General features: G+C 56.4%; 11 protein-coding genes and 2 pseudogenes. All 13 read left to right on the top strand.

Features of this window, described 5'->3' with window-relative positions:
- Positions 1–614 precede the first annotated feature (614 nt).
- The 13 genes and pseudogenes from EB235_RS32880 (at position 615) to EB235_RS32830 (ending at position 17,255) form a co-directional block, all read left to right on the top strand.
- Complete coding sequence (locus EB235_RS32880) at positions 615–1,451, top strand: hypothetical protein (protein ID WP_032925901.1); 837 nt, start codon at positions 615–617, stop codon at positions 1,449–1,451.
- Positions 1,452–1,521: 70 nt separating this feature from the next.
- Positions 1,522–2,532, top strand: coding sequence for a hypothetical protein (locus EB235_RS32875; RefSeq protein ID WP_027033284.1), 1,011 nt, complete (start codon positions 1,522–1,524; stop codon positions 2,530–2,532).
- A 106-nt stretch (positions 2,533–2,638) separates the two neighbouring features.
- Positions 2,639–3,799, top strand: a complete 1,161-nt coding sequence (locus EB235_RS32870; RefSeq protein WP_051402057.1) for a M24 family metallopeptidase — start codon at positions 2,639–2,641, stop codon at positions 3,797–3,799.
- A 253-nt stretch (positions 3,800–4,052) separates the two neighbouring features.
- Positions 4,053–5,387 carry an MmgE/PrpD family protein gene (locus EB235_RS32865; protein WP_027033285.1) on the top strand — a complete coding sequence of 445 codons (1,335 nt, stop codon included), beginning with the start codon at positions 4,053–4,055 and terminating at the stop codon, positions 5,385–5,387.
- Between the two features lie 219 nt (positions 5,388–5,606).
- Positions 5,607–5,870, top strand: a complete 264-nt coding sequence (locus EB235_RS32860; protein ID WP_027033286.1) for a hypothetical protein — start codon at positions 5,607–5,609, stop codon at positions 5,868–5,870.
- A 399-nt stretch (positions 5,871–6,269) separates the two neighbouring features.
- Positions 6,270–7,445 carry a M24 family metallopeptidase gene (locus EB235_RS32855; protein WP_027033287.1) on the top strand — a complete coding sequence of 392 codons (1,176 nt, stop codon included), beginning with the start codon at positions 6,270–6,272 and terminating at the stop codon, positions 7,443–7,445.
- Between the two features lie 63 nt (positions 7,446–7,508).
- Positions 7,509–7,668, top strand: a pseudogene (locus EB235_RS34990) (IS110 family transposase); the annotation flags it as partial.
- A gap of 1,597 nt (positions 7,669–9,265) precedes the next feature.
- Positions 9,266–9,964, top strand: coding sequence for a class I SAM-dependent DNA methyltransferase (locus EB235_RS32850; RefSeq protein ID WP_027033289.1), 699 nt, complete (start codon positions 9,266–9,268; stop codon positions 9,962–9,964).
- Positions 9,965–10,024: 60 nt separating this feature from the next.
- A pseudogene (locus EB235_RS34985) lies at positions 10,025–10,346 on the top strand (transposase); the annotation flags it as partial.
- A gap of 352 nt (positions 10,347–10,698) precedes the next feature.
- Positions 10,699–11,748, top strand: coding sequence for a hypothetical protein (locus tag EB235_RS32845; RefSeq protein ID WP_027033290.1), 1,050 nt, complete (start codon positions 10,699–10,701; stop codon positions 11,746–11,748).
- 121 nt (positions 11,749–11,869) lie between these two features.
- The gene (locus EB235_RS32840; protein ID WP_224713160.1) at positions 11,870–12,829 is read left to right on the top strand and encodes a cysteine synthase family protein; all 960 of its coding nucleotides are present in this window, start codon (positions 11,870–11,872) and stop codon (positions 12,827–12,829) included.
- On the top strand, positions 12,816–15,515 hold the full coding sequence (locus tag EB235_RS32835) for a lyase family protein (RefSeq protein ID WP_027033292.1): 2,700 nt from the start codon (positions 12,816–12,818) through the stop codon (positions 15,513–15,515). Before EB235_RS32840 ends, EB235_RS32835 begins: the two co-directional genes overlap by 14 nt.
- A gap of 462 nt (positions 15,516–15,977) precedes the next feature.
- Positions 15,978–17,255, top strand: coding sequence for an ATP-grasp domain-containing protein (locus EB235_RS32830; protein WP_080680402.1), 1,278 nt, complete (start codon positions 15,978–15,980; stop codon positions 17,253–17,255).
- Positions 17,256–17,936: the final 681 nt, after the last annotated feature.

Genomic DNA, 17,936 nt, shown 5'->3' with positions numbered 1-17,936 from the left:
AGAACTGTTGCATTGCCCTTTGACTGCCACTTGTCCAACCCGATTGCGCGCGACAAACCTTTCGTTCGAGCCGCAATCAGCTGAACATGGCCCAACGGCTAGACGGAACGACAGATCGCGAGCCTCAAAAGATGTACCGCTGCGGCAAAATCGATCTCCTTTAGACAAGGCCGATCGGTGCAGCACGATCATGGAAATTGCGTCAGAGGACGCCGATCAGCGATCTATGCATATAAATGCTCCCTTTAGCGCAAGGCTTCCGTCGAACGGTCTGAACGTGCGATCCTGGGACGGCGCTGGGCTTTCGACACCTGCTGTAGGTTGTCAAGTATCAGACACGGTAGTGTTCGGCTCGGATACCGGCCGCACTCTCATGTAACCCATGATCCCTAAGAGAAAAGTTTTCTGGGCTTTTCTGAGCAGTTGGTACGACTTTTGAAACTCCTTCAACATAAGGCGGCAGGGCGCCAACGGATGTTCATGTCTTGGATCAGATCGCGATCGATGGAATGAAGGAAAGCAGCATGTCAGGTCCATGTCGCCGGTCTCAGCTTCAGACTGAGCGCTCTTGACGGTCGGCTGTGACCCAAGGCCACGGGGCAATGAGGTGGACAATGGCGCCAGCAAGTGGACTGCACAGCAGCATTCAGGGGGCGAAGCAAGACTTCACGGCAGCCTATAATCGCAAGTGGCCGCACGCCTATTTTCGCGCGCATTTGGCCTTGGACTATATGATCCCAGATCGGGCCAAGCCGGTCTTCGAAAGGATCTTCGCCGATTATCGACGCGTTCGAAACAAGACTTGGTTGAAAATTATCGATGTCGGTTGCTCCTATGGCGTCAACGCCGCCTTGCTGCGCACCGATCTCGATCTCGACGATCTGTATGCTGCCTATCTGGAACCCAGCGGATCTCTCTCGCGCCGACAGGAGACTGAGCATCGCGCTTTCTTTCGCGATCGCGGCCTCCGTGACGACATTCAGTTCGTCGGCGTGGATCCATCGTTCCGGGCTGTTAGATATGCACGGAATCTGGGGCTGCTGAAGGCTGGCATCACGGGGGATTTGGAAACCCGTGACTTGACCCCCAATGAACGTTGCGCCCTTGCGGGTGCGGATATTATCATCAGCACAGGCTGTGTGGGCTACGCCACGGCGCGAACCTTTGCACGCGTGTATAAGGCCTCCGCGACGTCACACCCATGGGTCGTCGCCTTTGCAATGCACCCCTTCAGTTATGACGACATCGCGCGGACACTTCGGGGTTTCGCTTTGGAAACCAAGGTTGTAGATCGGTTAAGACAACGCCAGCGCCGCTTCTCCACACCAACGGAACGGCAAGCAATCCTGAAGGCTATGGCCAAACTCGGCATGGAGGATCGCCTAGAGCGCACGACCGGCTATATCTACGCGTCCTGCTACATCTCCGCACCGTCACGCGAAGTGCTCTGAGCCTGTCATGGACAGTCTGACGTGCGCTGCTGCCTCTCTGGGAGCCTCCCCGGCCCAGAATTTTTGGCGCATGTTCTTTCTCATAAGCGCGCCAGGCGTAAGAGCGACCGGGCTGCTCCTCTTCGTGTTCGCACTTGAGTTCTACATCACACCCTCACTGCTAGGCGATCGGAACACAATCGTACCACGGAAGCTGATGAACGCGACGCCTAACTGGCCGCTTGCGGCCACCGTTGCCACCGTGTTGCTCGCGATCACGCTCGTGCACTACGCAATATCCAACTATTTCGTGGGAATCGAACCGCTGCTCGGCTCTCAGCGAGGCGTTGGCCAATCAGCAGGCTCTACCCTTCGCCATTCAACCAGCGCTTACTTGCAACTCGTTGACCTCGCCCCGGTCTTGGTGCGCGCCGTCGGAGGTAGTGTCTGCTTTCCGGCCGGCCTCCCCAGGCGTTGTGAGCGGGCTGCGCTTGGTGGTAAGCTATTATGGGACTTTAGCGTGATCGTTGCTGTGTTCCTCTTGGTTAGTCCCATCCTGATCATCGTCCAGATCTCATCCAGCTCTTCACGCTTCCTCGATTTCCCCCCTCCGGGCCTGTCAGTGCAATGGTACGATGCCTATGTCACAAGCGAGGCCTGGGTCTCCGCTACGTTTGAGAGTTTGGCAGTTGCGATCTCTATCGTGTTTGCGCGCCTGTCCCCCGGTTCAGCGGCTGCGATAGGATTCGTTCGCGGCAGTCGGCGAATGCGCCGCGTCGGGTACCAGCTATTGCTCGCACCGCTGATCGCGCTGGTAATCATTAGTGCGGTAGCGATCTACTTCCTCTTTGAGCCACTGCAACTCGCCATGCAGGCCCAGAACATAAGACTCGAGCACGTTGCCTTGAGTTTGAGCGCCCCGCGACTTGTTACGATTTCGCCAATCGTACTCCTGTTCATCTGTCCGGCGTTAATCATCGCTGGGTTCTTTGCCTTCCGGTGGTGCGTGAGCGGGCCAGACACGATGGCCCTGCCAGGAAGGTGTGGTCGGGAATTCGGGAAGAGATCACACCCACGATTACTGAGGTATCAAGTATACTGATCGCATTTGCAATCTGTTTCTACGTCAGATTTGAAGCAATCCGCCAGAGGGAGGAGCGGCTGACCGAATAAAGGTGATGTAGTTTGGCAATGAAGGAGCCACGACGGTGACCGAGCATACGAATAGCGGGATGGATTTCCCTGTTGAAGAATATAAGACACGCCTTCAACGCACGCAGGAGGAAATGGCAAAGCATGATCTGGACGTGTTACTCCTGCATCAGCCCGAGAACATTCAATATCTGACAGGTCTCGACGCTGGGGCGGGCTTTTTCTCATATCACGCCGTAGCGGTTCCGAGCCATCGCGATCCAGTGCTGATCTTGCGCGATGTAGAAATCCCAGCAGCGCACCTCACGTCTTGGGTCACGAGCCACACGAGCTACGCAGATTCATCCGATCCGATCCGCGTTTCACTCGACGCGGCGCGGAGAGCCCTCGAGGGCTTGGGCTTGGCGGCCGGGCGTGTCGGCGTGGATGAGCACTCATGGTTCTTGACACTAGAACGGTGGAAGATGCTGCAGGCGCTGCTGCCAAATGCGACTTTTGTCAGAGAGCCGCGCATCGTCGACCATCTGCGACTGATCAAATCGCCGCGGGAAATAGATTATCTGCGCGGCGCTGCCCGTTGCGTTGAAGCGGGCATTTACGCTGGTATCGAGGCTGTCACGCCGGGCATCACGGAGCGACAGCTCGCCGGCACCGTGTTCGGCGCATTGGTGAACGCCGGGGCGGAAATGCCGCTTAGCGGTGTCATCACTTCCGGCAATCGGACAAATCTTTTACACGGATCCTATACCGACCGGCAATTGGAGCGTGGCGATACGGTCTATCTTGAGCTCAGCGGGATTCATCGACATTACTGGGCACGTTTGATGCGTACCGCCATTGTTGGGCTGCCCAGCGCTGAGCAGCAGCACATCGCTGAGACAATCATCCGCGTGCAAGACGATGCCATCGCGTTGATGCGGCCGGGCACACCAGCCAGTGTGATTGACCGAGCTTGCCGCGAGCCGCTGCTGGCAACGGGGCTGCGCAAGACATATACCAACCGTTCCGGCTATTCGCTTGGTCTCAACTACCGCCCCTCCGCCGGCGAATTTATCCGCGAGTTCGTGCCGGGCGTGGAATGGGTCCTGGAGCCGGGAATGGTGTTTGATATGCTGATGATGGCAGGCGGGATGGGCTTCAGCGACATGGTGCTGGTGACGGAACAAGGCCCGGAACGCCTAACCTGCATGGAGCGCAAGCTCTTCTCGTGCACCTGAAATCCCAGAAGATGGCTAAACTCATGCGACCGGTCATAGGTATCGTTAGCAATGTAAACAAGAACAAGGGAGGGCAGGAGGTTACTTTTGTCCGGCTCCCCTATCTGCGCCAATCGAAAAAGCTGACGCACTTCCGATCATCTTGCCCTAAGTTCAAGGCAGACAAAGCGAGCGCGGCACTGAACCGTATTGCTTACTAGTTATGCAGATTTTTTGTGGTCATTTCATTCACCAGAGAACGAGGAGTGCTCAAGTGAGAGCGATAACTGAACTCGCGAACTTCGTTAGCAGCTACCCGGCCTCTGCGCTGCCGACGGCCACACGGCGTACAATCTCGTCGCTAATGCTAGATCTTATCGGTGCCACAGCTGCGGGCCTGCGATCGCTGTTAGCTCATGCCGCCCGACAGACGGCGTTGGAAGCGTATGGCGAAGGCCCGATCAGTATTTGGTTGACTGACGATCACTCTAGCGTGGTCGGCGCCGCGATGGCGAATAGCGCTGCCGCGAGCTCACTGGATATCGATGATGGTCACCGCGGCGCAGGAGGTCACGCTGGTGCCGGCGTCATTCCCGCGGCCTTGGCAGTGGCTCAAGCTGTTGACGCGTCGGTCCCCGAAACGATGGTTGCAATCGGGCTCGGATACGAAATTGGTCTCCGAATTGCGAGCTCTCGTCCGGTTACGACAATCGATACGTATGCGACCGGACGCTGGGTCGCCTACGGCGCTGCAGCTGCAGCTTGCCGTCTCCTGGGCTTAGGTGCAGCAGAAACCGCTCATGCATTGGCGATTGCCGGATCCGAAGGACCAATTGTCTTCTTAACCGCAAGCTCCAAGTTCGAGGGTACCACGATCAAGGAAGGGATCCCCCCTGCCGTGGTTGCAGGTATTACCGCGGCCTACCGCGCGTGGGCAGCCGCAACTGGACCTCTTGATCTTCTTGATGACAATGATCGTTTCACTCGCCATGTCCTGACAAACAATCTTGGGTCGTCGTGGGAAGTACAAAAATGCTATCTTAAGCCATATTCATGCTGCCGCTATATCCACGCGGCTATCGATGCAATCCTTGCCATGCGTCGGGACGGGCAAGAGATCCGCAAGCTGCGCATCGAAACGTTCCCCCAAGCAATGCGCCTTGCAAACGAGCGCGCGCCCAGCACGTTGGAGGGGGGGCAGTACAGCTTCTATTTTAGCTGCGCGGTGGCGGCTTTATACGGCCGCGAAGCTCTACAGCCTTTTCAAATGGAGCGTCTTGCTGACGCACGTGTTCTCGACTTGGCCGCGCGTATTGAGCTTGAGCCGTCGCCCGATTTTGCTTCCGCGTTTCCAGTAGGAACGCCTGCCCGCGTCGTCATCGATCAGGGGAACGGCCCGGAAGAGATGATCGTGCTGCATCCCTTGGGGGATGTCGCCAACTCGTTATCCAGCGACCAGGTCGCGGAGAAGTTCAAGAACATCGCCCGAAAGAACGTTCACCCGCGGTGGCAGGACGAGATCCTCGCGGCGACAGCTAGCCTTGAAACTGCAGGCATTCCGCGCCTTCTGACCGCCCTGTTGCCACCAGACGCCCGAAACTTAGAATAACAACGCGCCGACGGAGACACGGCGCAGGAGCTAGCCTAATCTTCCGGTTTGCTTCCAAGCAACCGATTGTATTGCTTAGCAAAAAGATGATTAAGATGACGTTGACTCACGCCCACATAATACGCCATCGAGGCGCGATCGAACGGGTTGTTTTATCGGAGCCTGAGCAACCACGTGAGCCAGATCACACATCGCCTGGTACATACTGGACGCTGCTTCATGATCAAGGAAATGGAGGGCTGCTCCTCCCCGCCGTTCGATACCAAATGTCGACTGCTGGCGGAACCGGCCAAGATCCCGATCCACCTCAATTGTGCTGGCATCTGCCTGCATTCCATTTTCGATCATCACCTTGCGAGCGAGGAATGGCGAATCGACGACATGGTGCTGAAAACGATTCGCACCTGGCCGGAGGGTCACTCGGCAGTGCCCATACCAATGATTTGGTTATGTATGGCCGTGTCATCATCGACAATGATTTAGTGGACTTCGCGGGTGATGGCGCACCATCTCGACGTCGGCGCTACGACTATGGCGACATGGGGCTGCCCGGTGCGAAGAGAATCTTGCCGGGGCACGAATCAATCCGTTTGGCAATCTGGCCGACAGCAACGTCCACCACACGCCTCCCTCGCTACTGCCGATTCTGCAGGACCGGGCAAGGCGATAGGTCTCGCATTGGCGAAACTCGCATCCGACAGGGATGGAAGCTTCGCGGCCGAAACGTGGCCCGATCCCGTCCAAGATCGCGCTGGCCGCCGCGCTTCGGCGCGCTAGCGAACGCACCATAATGCGAGCCATCAAAGTGGCAATCGACCCGGACGGATTCTGAATCCGGACGTCCTGAATAGTCTTCTAAAGGCGTATCAAAAAGGGATCGAAATGGAGAAGGAACTACATTTTGAGCGGTCCGAGTTTGCGACACGCGTGACGAGCGTGAAGAAGGAGATGGAAAAGCGGGACATAGACACCCTTCTGCTTTCCGAGCCGGCCAACGCCAATTACTTGACCGGCTACGACGCCTATTCATTTTACGTTCCGCAGATGGTGGTGGTGGCTCTCGACCGCGAAGAGCCGATTTGGGTCGGACGGGGTATGGATGGCATTTCCGCCTTCATGACCACTTATCTGTCCGACGACAGCATCCGTACTTACGCTGATGCATATGTGCAGTCGGCTCTCAGTCCGTATGACTTCGTCGCGGAGATTGTGAAGGAAATCGCTGGCCGGAAAACGAGGGTCGGCGTCGAAATGGGCGGTTACTACTACTCCGCGCGTGCACATTCCGACCTGATGAAGGCATTGCCTGAGGCCACCTTCATCGATGCGGACTTGCTGGTGAACTGGATACGTCTGGTGAAGAGCCCGGCCGAGGTGGCACTCATGCGACAGGCCGGCCGTATCGCTGAAGCGATGATGTACCGTGCCGTCGATACGATCGAACCGGGTGCCCGGGAGTGCGACATTGCTGCTGTCATTTATCATCAGATGATGGCGGGTACGCCCGAGTTCGGCGGAACCTATACGTGTTCGCCGCCCTATCTTTGCGTCGGCGAGAAGGCTCTGGCTCCGCATGCCGCGTGGACCGACAAGCCGTTGCTACCGTCCACCATCGTCAATCTCGAGCTCTTCGGAAATCGCCATCGCTACCAGGTCAATCTGGCTCGCACGATTTGCGTCGGCAAACCGAGCCCGAACTATCAAAAGCTGGCGGACGTCGTCGTGGAATCTCTGAATGCAGGGCTGGACGCCGTAGCTCCCGGCAAGAGCGCCGAGGAAGTCCACGCCGCGTTTGCCAAGACGCTTGCTAAGCACGGGCACGAGAAGGATTCACGTCTCGGCTATTCGCTCGGTCTTGGGTATCCGCCAGCGGTGGGCGAAAAAACCGTCAGTCTTCGCAAGGGGGACAAGACAGTGCTTCGACCGGGTATGTGCTTCCATATGATGTCGGGGCTTTGGCTCGAGAACGACGGTATCACCATTACTCAACCGTTTGTCGTTACCGAGACCGGGCACGAACCCCTGACCAAAATACCGCGCCAGCTGTTCGTTAAGTAGGCAAAACAACGAAGTTTTAACGACAACGTGGCTCCGAGATTCGGGTGACCTGACGCCTGACGCCTACTCATGCATGCAACGAAGAAATGGTCTTCTTTGAAGGCGTGGGGGCCTTCGTCTGTCAAAGCGGATAGGTATGAAAAAGACAAAAGTGGCGGTAGCTCGCAAGATCGCGGTTCTGCTCCACTGCCTCTGGGTTGACGGCACCAGCTTTGAGTGGGGCGGCGAACTGACAGATCTGCACTCGATCCCAATCGCGGGCCTGTTTCCGGAACCCGTGATGTCCCGCCGGGACGGTGCTTGTGGTGACCTCGTTGAATCGGCTGACGTCGACTTCGAACCTCGTTGCACACGTTGAGGCGCCCAACCCGAACATGATCATGAGGCATTCGACCTCGGAAAGGACCATGACCCCGGCGATGAGAGCGAAACTCGGATTGACAACCACCCGCAATTAAAGGCCGATTCACACTCCAAGACCCTGCCCTTGCCCTTGTTCGCTGCGGCCGCATAGCGAACCCTGACCCCATTGAAGACACCATGCGAATAGCATGCGTCATCTTCGCCGTCATGATGCCTCCATCGTGGTGAGAGCCTCATGGCGGTATTCCTCTTCACGGGTAACATTTTAGGTGAGGCAACCAAGCAGCGCAGTAACATTTTCCTTGAGGCAACGCGACAGTCGCCGCCTACAGCTACGGGCGTAGGCTCAAGACCCTCACGCCGTAGGGAGTTTATCTGCAAGGCATGTGCCTCTCAGCCCAAACGCTTCAAACTCAATCCGCTCCAGAAAATACCGGGACTTCTCTATTCGGCGTGTTGAAGTCAATCGGTTTCAAGTCTTCCATTACCGCCGATAATCCACCATTCTGACCGCGGCGTGTAAGGCGGATTCAAATGGTCATTGCAACACCGATTGTGTTCACTCATGGCAGCAGCACGTCAAGGGCCTCTCTGGCGTTTTCCAAACCAGCGTCTTTCTCGGTCGGGCATTGAGGGCCAGTTAGCGAAACCCTTGTCCCGCTTTTGCGAAATCCGCAGGCAAGCTCCACCCAGCTTCTGCTGCCCAATGATTCCGCCAAGAAGCATAGTTTGCGGCCGGTTCCACCGCTTTCGCCGCGAGAGCTTGTCGAGACGCTCAACCATCATCTGGTCATGAAAGACCGCGAGTAGGTCGGCCGAGGCCAGCCCTTCGGCGGCGGTGATCGACAGCGCTCGAGCGTTTCTTCGATTCGATCAACCGGATCCGCTACCTTGCCAAGAACTTCGAGGCCACCATCGCCTCGCCGGGACCTTCCTCTACGCCGCATCAGTCATACTACGCACGCGTCCCAGTTTGAGTTTCTAGTCGGACTGCAAGGAATTTCACCAAAGCGATTGAACAGGTTCGGCACCGAACGAAGCTGCTTTGCGGCCGCTCCCCCCGCGCGATTGAGTCGCAGAATCAATTGGCCACGCTCTTCGAGCCAGCGGGATGGTCACTACGCGATTTTTCTTCTGGTTTCCGTTGAGGTCACGGGAGAAAAACTTGAACTGTATCCCAAAGCGTTCGGGCATCGGAATTAGCTAAATTCACCTCAAGGCCTGGACGGGCCCGATCATTTAATGTGACAACAACAATGAAAAATAATAGCAAAAGTTTAACAAGAAATCAGGTGAAAATCGAAAGATAGAAATATATATTGATCAAAGGAGGTTGCCTTTCTTGAGAGATGCTGGAATTAGTGGCGGATCCTGCCTGATCTGCGGCGGTCCGGGCGAAATTCTCGGCAGACAAGTCGTAGCGGAAACTGGCCAGCTCACACATTAGCGGAGAATACATGAGCGCCGTTGATAAACAGAACGCACTCCGACAAGCTGCGCAAATGCGGATTAAGGCGTCACATGCGCTCAAGGGTGACGCCAATCTATTGGCGCAGCACTATTTTGAATGGGCAGACTCCTACGAGTTGGATATGGACCGCGAACGCTACAGCGGCCCCTCGATCGTGGCAGAAATGGCGGGCGCCTTACAGGCTGCGTATATTGGCGGTGATAGAGCAGCCACCGCAGTTCTAGACGCGGGGTGCGGTACAGGCTTGGTTGGCGTGCAACTGGACCATATCGGCTTCCGCTTCATCGTCGGCTTCGATCTCTCGGAAACAATGGCCGAAATGGCGCGCCAAACCGGGGTTTATCGCCACGTTGAAGGCGAGATTGACCTAAACAGGTCCCTCTCAGAATACGCGAGCGCGAGCTATGATATGATTGTCTGCTGCGGCGTCTTCACACTTGGACATGTCCACCCGGATGGGCTGCGCGAGCTTTCGCGCCTCACGCGACCGAACGGATTCGTAATTGCTAGCACCTGCAAGAGCTATACGCAGGCAATGTCGTTTGAAGACGAGGTGCTGCGTCTGCAGGAGGCGAGCGTCCTTGCGCCGGCACAGTGTTTGAACGACGGCAGATTCCTCGATGGCGAGGATGCGCATTACTGGGCTTTGCGAGTGCTCGAGAAGTCAACAAAGCAGCGACGATGACCTGCCGATCTGCCCGAGTGACGCCGATGCCAACACAAGGGCAGCGAGGAGGACGGAGCAATGGCCTCCAGGACGGAAACGAAGAACGAAACGAGAGAGTCGCGTTTTGCTGCTAATGTCGAGACGCTCGTCTCGGCACTGGGTCAAACTGACCGGGTGGCGCCAGCACGGGGCTGCTGCTTTTTGCTGGGCGAGCGGAGGAGCGTTGAGCCGATGGCGGCGCGGTGGAGCTTGGTCGTGTCCAGGCTACGCCCCAGTCTCCGCATCACGTCGTGGCGAAGAGCGACTGGTCGGACAATGCCGTGCTTGGCATCGTGCGGGCGCAGGTTCTGCCGGCCGTTGAGCGTAGGGACCGATCCGCGCTTTGATCGTCGACAACAGTCTAACGAGGGTTGCGCGCCTGCCACACCAGTAATCACATCAACACGCAATAATGGTCACCTTCGTAACCGTCTTGATGACCGGCATCGCTGTTGTCCCACTTCATAGGCCTGTGCTCCTCGCAAATCAGGCGACAAATCTCGGCGGGCCCAACCCGCAAGGTGCTTCGCTTTCAAAGGTTGCAACAGATCCTTCAAGAAACTTAACAGAAGTTTGCACCCTTTAACGCCATACAATGTCAAAGTAACCCTGAAGTCGTTTTATACAGGCAACAAGCTAGTGTCAGATCCAACTGAAGCACGTTCTTGCCCAGATGGCTCAAGTCTCACACTCCTCGATTTGAGCGGAGTGCCATGGTGAACCAGGATTCCACCTATCGCGTCGCTCCTTCGGGATGCTCGGCGAGTCTCGATATGACAAAAATTAATGAAGCGGCGGCCGATGAGCTTTGGAGGCCATACATGCTTCACCAGAGGTTCGATGCCGAAGCGGCGGCTGAGGTTGCCCTGCAGAACGGGCAGCCCAGGGTCCATTCCGGTGACGGTGTTGCACTTTGCTGCGGCACATTTGGCGAGTTACTTCAAGGCCAGTTGCCGGTTAGTCCCCATTCTCATGATTCCCATTTCTTGGTCACGATGCCCATCGCGCTCTTTGCACGGGCCAAATTTATGCCCATCACAGGCACCCGATCTGTAACCGTCTACCCGCCACACAAAATCAAAGCTCAACGACTGGCCGAGAATCTCGTGATTGCGCTCGGCGTCTCGGGAGGAGACCTCATTCTGCAATCTGAGCTACCGGAAGGCAAGGGACTTGCAAGTTCGTCTGCGGATCTTGTGGCGACCGCACGGTCGATCGCCTCCAGCTTCAAACTCAGAGTGCGGACATCATTGATGGAGAAACTAATGGCGGAGATCGAGCCCTCTGACGGGGTGATGTATCCCGGAGTGGTCGCATATCACCAGCGATCATGTAGCCTTTTATCTTTCCTCGGACAAATGCCACCGCTCGCCGTGGTTGGGATCGATGAAGGAGGTACGGTCGAAACCATGCACTATGATCAACGTCGAGGTGAAATCAACGCTAGTCAGAGAGCGCAGTATTGTGAATTGCTCGATCGCGCGCGCATAGCCATTCCGCAAGGTGACACGGTCACTATGGGCAGAATAGCCACAGCCAGCGCGCTCCTACATCAGCAGCGGGCTCCGAAAAAGTATCTGAACTCGATGCTGAAAGCATCGGAGGGCACAGGTGCCCTCGGGGTCATAGTCGCGCACAGCGGTACCATGACTGGGATAATGCTTGATCGAAGGGCGCCTGAATTCTCGCAGAAACTCCGGTCCGTGGTCCACCATGTGTCGCTGTTCGGCAAATCGCCAAAGATATATCTAACGATGAACTAGCGGCGTTGACCACATGAACCTTGATCGCACGCCCCTGCCATTTTCTCAGTATTCTGCGGCCTATGCGCTCCCCCGCATTATTCGGTGTGGCTCGAACCTATATCTCGCGCAGTTTGCTTTCATGAAGCTTCTCCCGGCCAAGTATATTATCGGACAAGCAGTGGCTCGAGGGACTCTGACGCATGACACGATAGTGTTGGAGACATCTAGCGGAACCTTTGCGCTGGGATTGGCTGTAGTGTGCAGGGAATATGGATTTTCACTCGAGATATTCACCGACCCAGTGATGGATAAGGGACTGGAAAATAGGCTAAGATCCTTAGGTGCGGAGGTTTTCATTATAACTGAAAAGGCAAAGGAGGGCGGGTATCAGAGAAGCCGCCTCGACGCCATGCATGCCAGGATGAGGCAATTGGGTGAGTCCCATTTCTGGCCCCGGCAGTACGAAACACCAGACAACCCGGCAGCCTACCGGTGTTTCGCTGACCAGATCTCGGAATTGCTTGGCGCCGATGTGACATTGGTTGGCTCTGTTGGTTCAGGCGGCTCTACTTGCGGAACAATAGAGCGTTTGCGCCAGAAGGCCCTTGGGGCCCGCCTGATTGGGGTGGATACATTCAACAGTGTCATTTTTGGCCAGTTGGACGGCGAACGGAAGTTGCGAGGACTGGGGAACAGCCTCGTCCCAAAGAACGTGAAGCATGAACTGTACGATGAGGTACATTTCACGTCGGCTTCGCTTGCGTTTGCTGCAACGCAGGCCCTCCACGAGCGGCACGCCATTTTTGCCGGTCCTACCTCAGGCGCGAGCTATATCGTAGGGCGCTGGCGCGCCCGACAGCACCCAGAGGAAACCGTTGTGGTCATATGCCCTGATGAAGGCCACCGCTACGCTGAAGCTGTGTACGACCAGGAGTGGCTCAGGCAAAACGAATGTGTGCTTGAAGGTGTTCTTCTGGACGCTCCAGCTAGCGAGGAGCATCCCTCGACTGCTCTCCCGCCATGGAACCGATATCGTTGGAAGCGCAAAACCCGGGAGGCTGTCTTGAGCGCGTTGGAAGGCTGTAATGGACCAGAATAGTTTTCTTTTCGTGGAAAGCAACACGACTGGTACTGGTGAGCTATTGATGAAGCGAGCTAGGGTTTTGGGTTTTGAACCTTATCTCGTTACGCGAAATCCCAGCCGCTACCCCTTCCTAAAGGTGTGCGGTGCGCGAGTAATTGAAGCTGAAACGCGTAATCCAGATGAAATCATCCGGTTCGCCGCCAAACTGACAGGGCTGGCAGGAATATTTTCATCGTCCGACTATTTTGTAGAATCAGCATCCAGAGTCGCGAAGGCGATCGGGCTGCCAGCGGCACGTCCGGAGGCGATAGCTAATTGCCGGAACAAATGGAAACAAGTGACCGAGTTGCAACGACAATGCATTTCAGTGCCTGAAACTCGGCTGGTCAGCTCCATCAGAGACGTAGAGAAGGCTCTTGTTCAAACTATTTTTCCCGTCGTTGTGAAGCCGGTCTCCGGAAGCGGCAGCAGCGGTGTACGCCTTTGCGAAAACACCTCAGAAGTCGTAGAGGCGTTCGAGGGAGCAAAGAGAGTGTTGCTTGACCAAGTAGATTTGCGCAGCCCGGAAATCCTCATCCAGCAATACGTTGAAGGTCAGGAATACTCTGCAGAAATCATCGCATACAACGGATCGCTGCACTGCCTTGGCATTATTGCCAAGCACAAGGGGGCGGCGCCCTGCTTCGTTGAGATTGGGCACGACTTTCCGGCCCCGCTTCCGGAGCCGTCGCGACACGAACTGGCCTCTTTTGCTGCAGGCGCAGTTTCGGCATTGGGTCTGGACTTCGGACCGGCTCATGTGGAATTCGTCATAACGGAGTCCGGCCCGGTCATCATTGAGGTCAATCCCAGGCTGGCTGGAGGGATGATTCCGGTTATGCTCTCGCACGCCTTGGGCACGTCCATCCCGGACATGATGATCAAGCTTTACTCCGGTGAAGCGTTCGTACCGCTTCGAGCGAGCAAGAAATCCGCAGCAATTCGTTTCAAGCTTGCTCACCGGTCTGGCAAGATCAAACGCTTGGTTTTCTTTAAAACTCTAGGGCCAAACACGCCCGAGGCGGGCCTTCTGAAATCTGAGGGAGAGGATATACAAATCAATGGCGATTTCAGAGACCGAGTGGCCTATGCAGTGGGCGTCGCCGATGAAGTAAATATGGCTGCCTCAGCAGCTGAACGCATGATTGATTCCATTATGCTTGACATAGAAACACTTGCTCGCAAACCGGACAACAGTCGAGACGCCGGGTCAAGTGAGCCAACATGGACCTTGCATCCTGAAGCAATGAAGCTGCTCGCCCCGCCCATCGAAATTTCGCGGGATGGTCGGGTCCTGCAATTCCAGGCTGCCATCGACGAAGCGCATCTTGTGATGCTCGCTGATCACGGCTTGGTCGGCCAAGCTGTAGCCGCAGACTTGCTTACGTCTATTTTGGATCTCCAAGGCGAAGGCTTCAAATCCTTGGATGGCCGTGATGCTCCGCGTGGCCTTTATCTTGCCTATGAGGCCGAACTTGCGGCCAGAGCAGGCGAAGACAGGGCAGGATGGCTACATCTAGCGAGGTCTCGTAACGACTTGAACGCGACAATTTCTCTGCTGGTTCTTCGGGAAGCCGTGTGCTCCGTCTCGCGGGAGATAGGAATTGCGCAGGATGCCCTTCTTCAGCGAGCCGAAGAGGCATCGAACCTTGTGGCCCCGCTCTATAGTCAGTACCAAATCGCACTCCCAGGCTCCCCGGGACACTACCTGCTAGGAGTCTTCTTTGCTCTCGCGCGCGAGCGCCAGCGACTTCATTGCCTGCTGGAGGAGATCAGGAGTTGCCCTATGGGCGCGGGTGCCGGTGGGGGAACCAGCATGCCAATAGATCCTTTAGAAACCGCGAGCCTGCTGGGCTTCGAACTGCCTTCGTTCAACTCTCTTGATGCGGTCGCAAGCCGAGATCTCCATCTAAATGGCCTTTCGCTCTTCACGAGTGTCTCAATTTTGCTTAGTCGCGTAGCCCAGGATCTGCAGGTTTGGACGACTCGCGAGTTCGCCCTCATCGATGTTCCACGCAATCTTGCCGGGGGCTCTTCCATGTTGCCTCAAAAGAAGAACCCATATCTTCTTGAGCATATCAAAGGGTCTGCAAGCACCGTGATGGGCGCATACGTTTCTGCGGCATCTGCAACCTGCAAAGCGCCTTTCAGCAACTCGATCGAATCAAGTAACTACGGTTGCTCTCCAATCAGCCTTGCTGAAGGTGCTCTGAAGCGGGCCATCATCCTGACATCGCTCATCGTGAAGTTCATGTCTTTCAACGTTAGTGCCATGCTCGAGAATCTGGAAGACGGTTTGGCGATGACAACTGTTGCCGCCGAACGAATGGCGGTGCGGGGAGTTCCCTTCAGGAGTGCCCATACACAAATTGGCGAGATCGCGGCACGCCTGTCGCAGGATAGTTGCCTTGCCAATCGCCGAGGCGAGCTGGCCTGCCATCTGGGCGGTGTGTTGCCGGCGAGCCCAGAGGAATGCAGGGAGGCTCTGGAATTCGGCGGAGGACCCGCCAAAGCATCAACGGACGCCCAGCTTTCTGTAGCAAGGTCACTCTTTCGGGAAACTCAGCTTAAATGCGCAGAGATACGTGAACGCTGGGCGAGCGCCGAGATGTACCGCAAACGGAGGGTGAAAGAACTGATCGACGGCCGTCTATCCCCCTGACACAGTGGAAAAAATGGATGGTAGCAAAGCGCACCGGCTCTGGATAGGCCCGGGCCATTTTGAGGCGCGCCTTTCGGTTGAGAACATCCGGTTGATGCGGGCGGCCACTATCGTTTCGCCGGTGTTCCATGCGGCGATTTCAACCTGGACAGGGAACATGAGAGGCTAGACCAGTCGCACTAGATACGGTCAGGCACCGGCTTACGCAAAGTAGGATGACTGACTGATTAAAGTGGCATTCCTTGAACATCACACCCCCCGGAAATTGGCCGACGGTCCGTGCCACACGCCGGCAAATCAGAACGTTGCAACAGAGCCTTAAAATAAGTTTACGAAATCTTTGCGACCGGAAATCGCTGACGATGGTACGTTCACCACAACGTCTGAGATCAGGCACTGCTAAAGCTGATGCCGATCTAGCTCGGACTGCCGCACAGCACCCAAGGTCGGAGACAACAGCCAATGGCAAGAAGAGCGCTCATCCTAGTTGAAGGTCATAGGAGTATTGGTCTCCTATACGTGAAAGCGGCTCAGTGTCTTGGTGTTCATCCAATTACCCTGTCGGCTGATCCAACTCAGTACGACTATCTTGCGGCGGAAGGCATTGAGGCAATTCATGTCGATACAGACAATCTCTCTGCGCTGATCCACGAATGTTCTCGGCTGGGTGCGACGTATGACATTGCTGGCATTACTGGCTTTACGGGCTCCGACGAGTCGGTCTCTGCGACAATCGGCAAGCTCTGCCGGCATTTCGATCTACCGGGACCGAACCCCGCATCGATTGAACGATGCTGCGACAAATTCACGCAACGTCAGCTCCTCGAGAAGGCCGGCGTTCCAATACCTGCTTATCGGTTGGCGGCGAATGCGATAGACGTAGAATGCGCTGCCGCAGAGATCGGCCTGCCGGTGGTTCTTAAGCCAGCCGTAGGTAGCGGCAGCAGCGGAGTCCGATTGTGCCGCAACATCGATGAGCTGGCCGAACATACGGCCTATCTGTTGAACGGGAAACACATATGGCGGTCTTCGCCGAGGATACTCATCGAAGAATTCGCACGAGGGCCATTCTATGGCGTTGACATAATGGGAAATGAGGTCATTGGAATTGAGGCCGGCGACTTCGGCCCTCCACCGTATTTTGTCTTCCGTCATTTGACCTGCCCGGCCCCGCTGACTGGTGACGAGCATAGGCGTATCGCAGATGTTTCGCTGAGCTGTTTGCGAGCTCTCGGTCTTGGCTGGGGGCCAACCACAGTTGAACTCCGGTGGACGAAGCGGGGCCCAGTCGTCATTGAAGTCAATCCGCGCCTTGCGGGTGGAACCAGTCCTCGGCTGGTTCAAGCGGCTTACGGAATCGATCTCATCACGGAGCACATCAAACTTGTCATCGGCGACGCATGGGATTTGCGCAGAAGGCATTCGCACATTGCGGCCTCGCAGTGCCTGGATGCAGATCGCGATGGCGTACTCGATTGGATCCATGGCGACGGTCGGGCCGCTGCTGTACCAGGTGTCGCCGAGGTGAAATTGTACATTAAACCCAAGACGCCGATCGTCAGGAAGGGCGACTTCCGAGACCGCATCGGACATGTCATTGCCACTTCACCCGGCCGTGCTCAGACTGCGGCTATACTTCAGCATGCCGTCGACTTAATAAGTTGGTCGATCGCACCTTTTCCGGCCTCAGGTAACTGCGTCCCTTCCTCCGCTGCACCGGCGCACGTAAGGCCTGATTAGGGAATGATGTTCGCCGAACTTGGTTCAATTGAGAGCAGGAGAGAGACACAGGTCGATGGTGATACCTCAGCTGCCCGTGCAGAATCCCGGAGGTGGCGCTTGATCCGCGGAATGAGGCGGCGCTTATGCGGCGAGCGTCGGCGAATATACGGCGGTCGTGACGTCCGACTGATCGCTCGCGTTGGCGCTTCCGGCCACTAGGTTTAAGCTCATCGGGCTTCGATGCGGTCGTGTGTTGCCAGCGCAACGCAATCCCTGCCCAGATTGCCCAAGGTGGGGTGTTGCTCTGGTTCAGATCAAAAGGCGGCAAGGTGATTTAGGTACTAAATGCCCATCGGCATCACATCGACCGTGGAGAAAGCACAGAGGAAATGCCCCATGATGCTCCGCACCTTAGTTCGAGCAACTGAGCGAAACACCGTAGCGTTTCATTACCAGAAGTAGGACCGAAATGAAAAGGCCCCAAGGTCGCGCTTGCGGCTATGGCGGCCGACACGCGCAAAGCCGCGTCGCTTCCGGACGACAACGCCCGCTGGTTCGCGTCGCCGATGAGCTACAATCTGCAAATCATCGGCGACGTGACCGGCAAGTGTGGGGCTATTAGACCGCCGTGGCGGCGCCGCCGGCCGGCGCTGGCGGCGATCAGGGCCGGCCTCACGTGCGAGGCAGTCCACGGCAGCC

Source organism: Mesorhizobium loti R88b, from assembly GCF_013170845.1.
Classification (GTDB): Bacteria; Pseudomonadota; Alphaproteobacteria; order Rhizobiales; family Rhizobiaceae; genus Mesorhizobium; species Mesorhizobium loti_B.
Note: the sequence above shows the minus strand (reverse complement) of the source record. Positions and strands in the feature narration are given on the sequence as shown.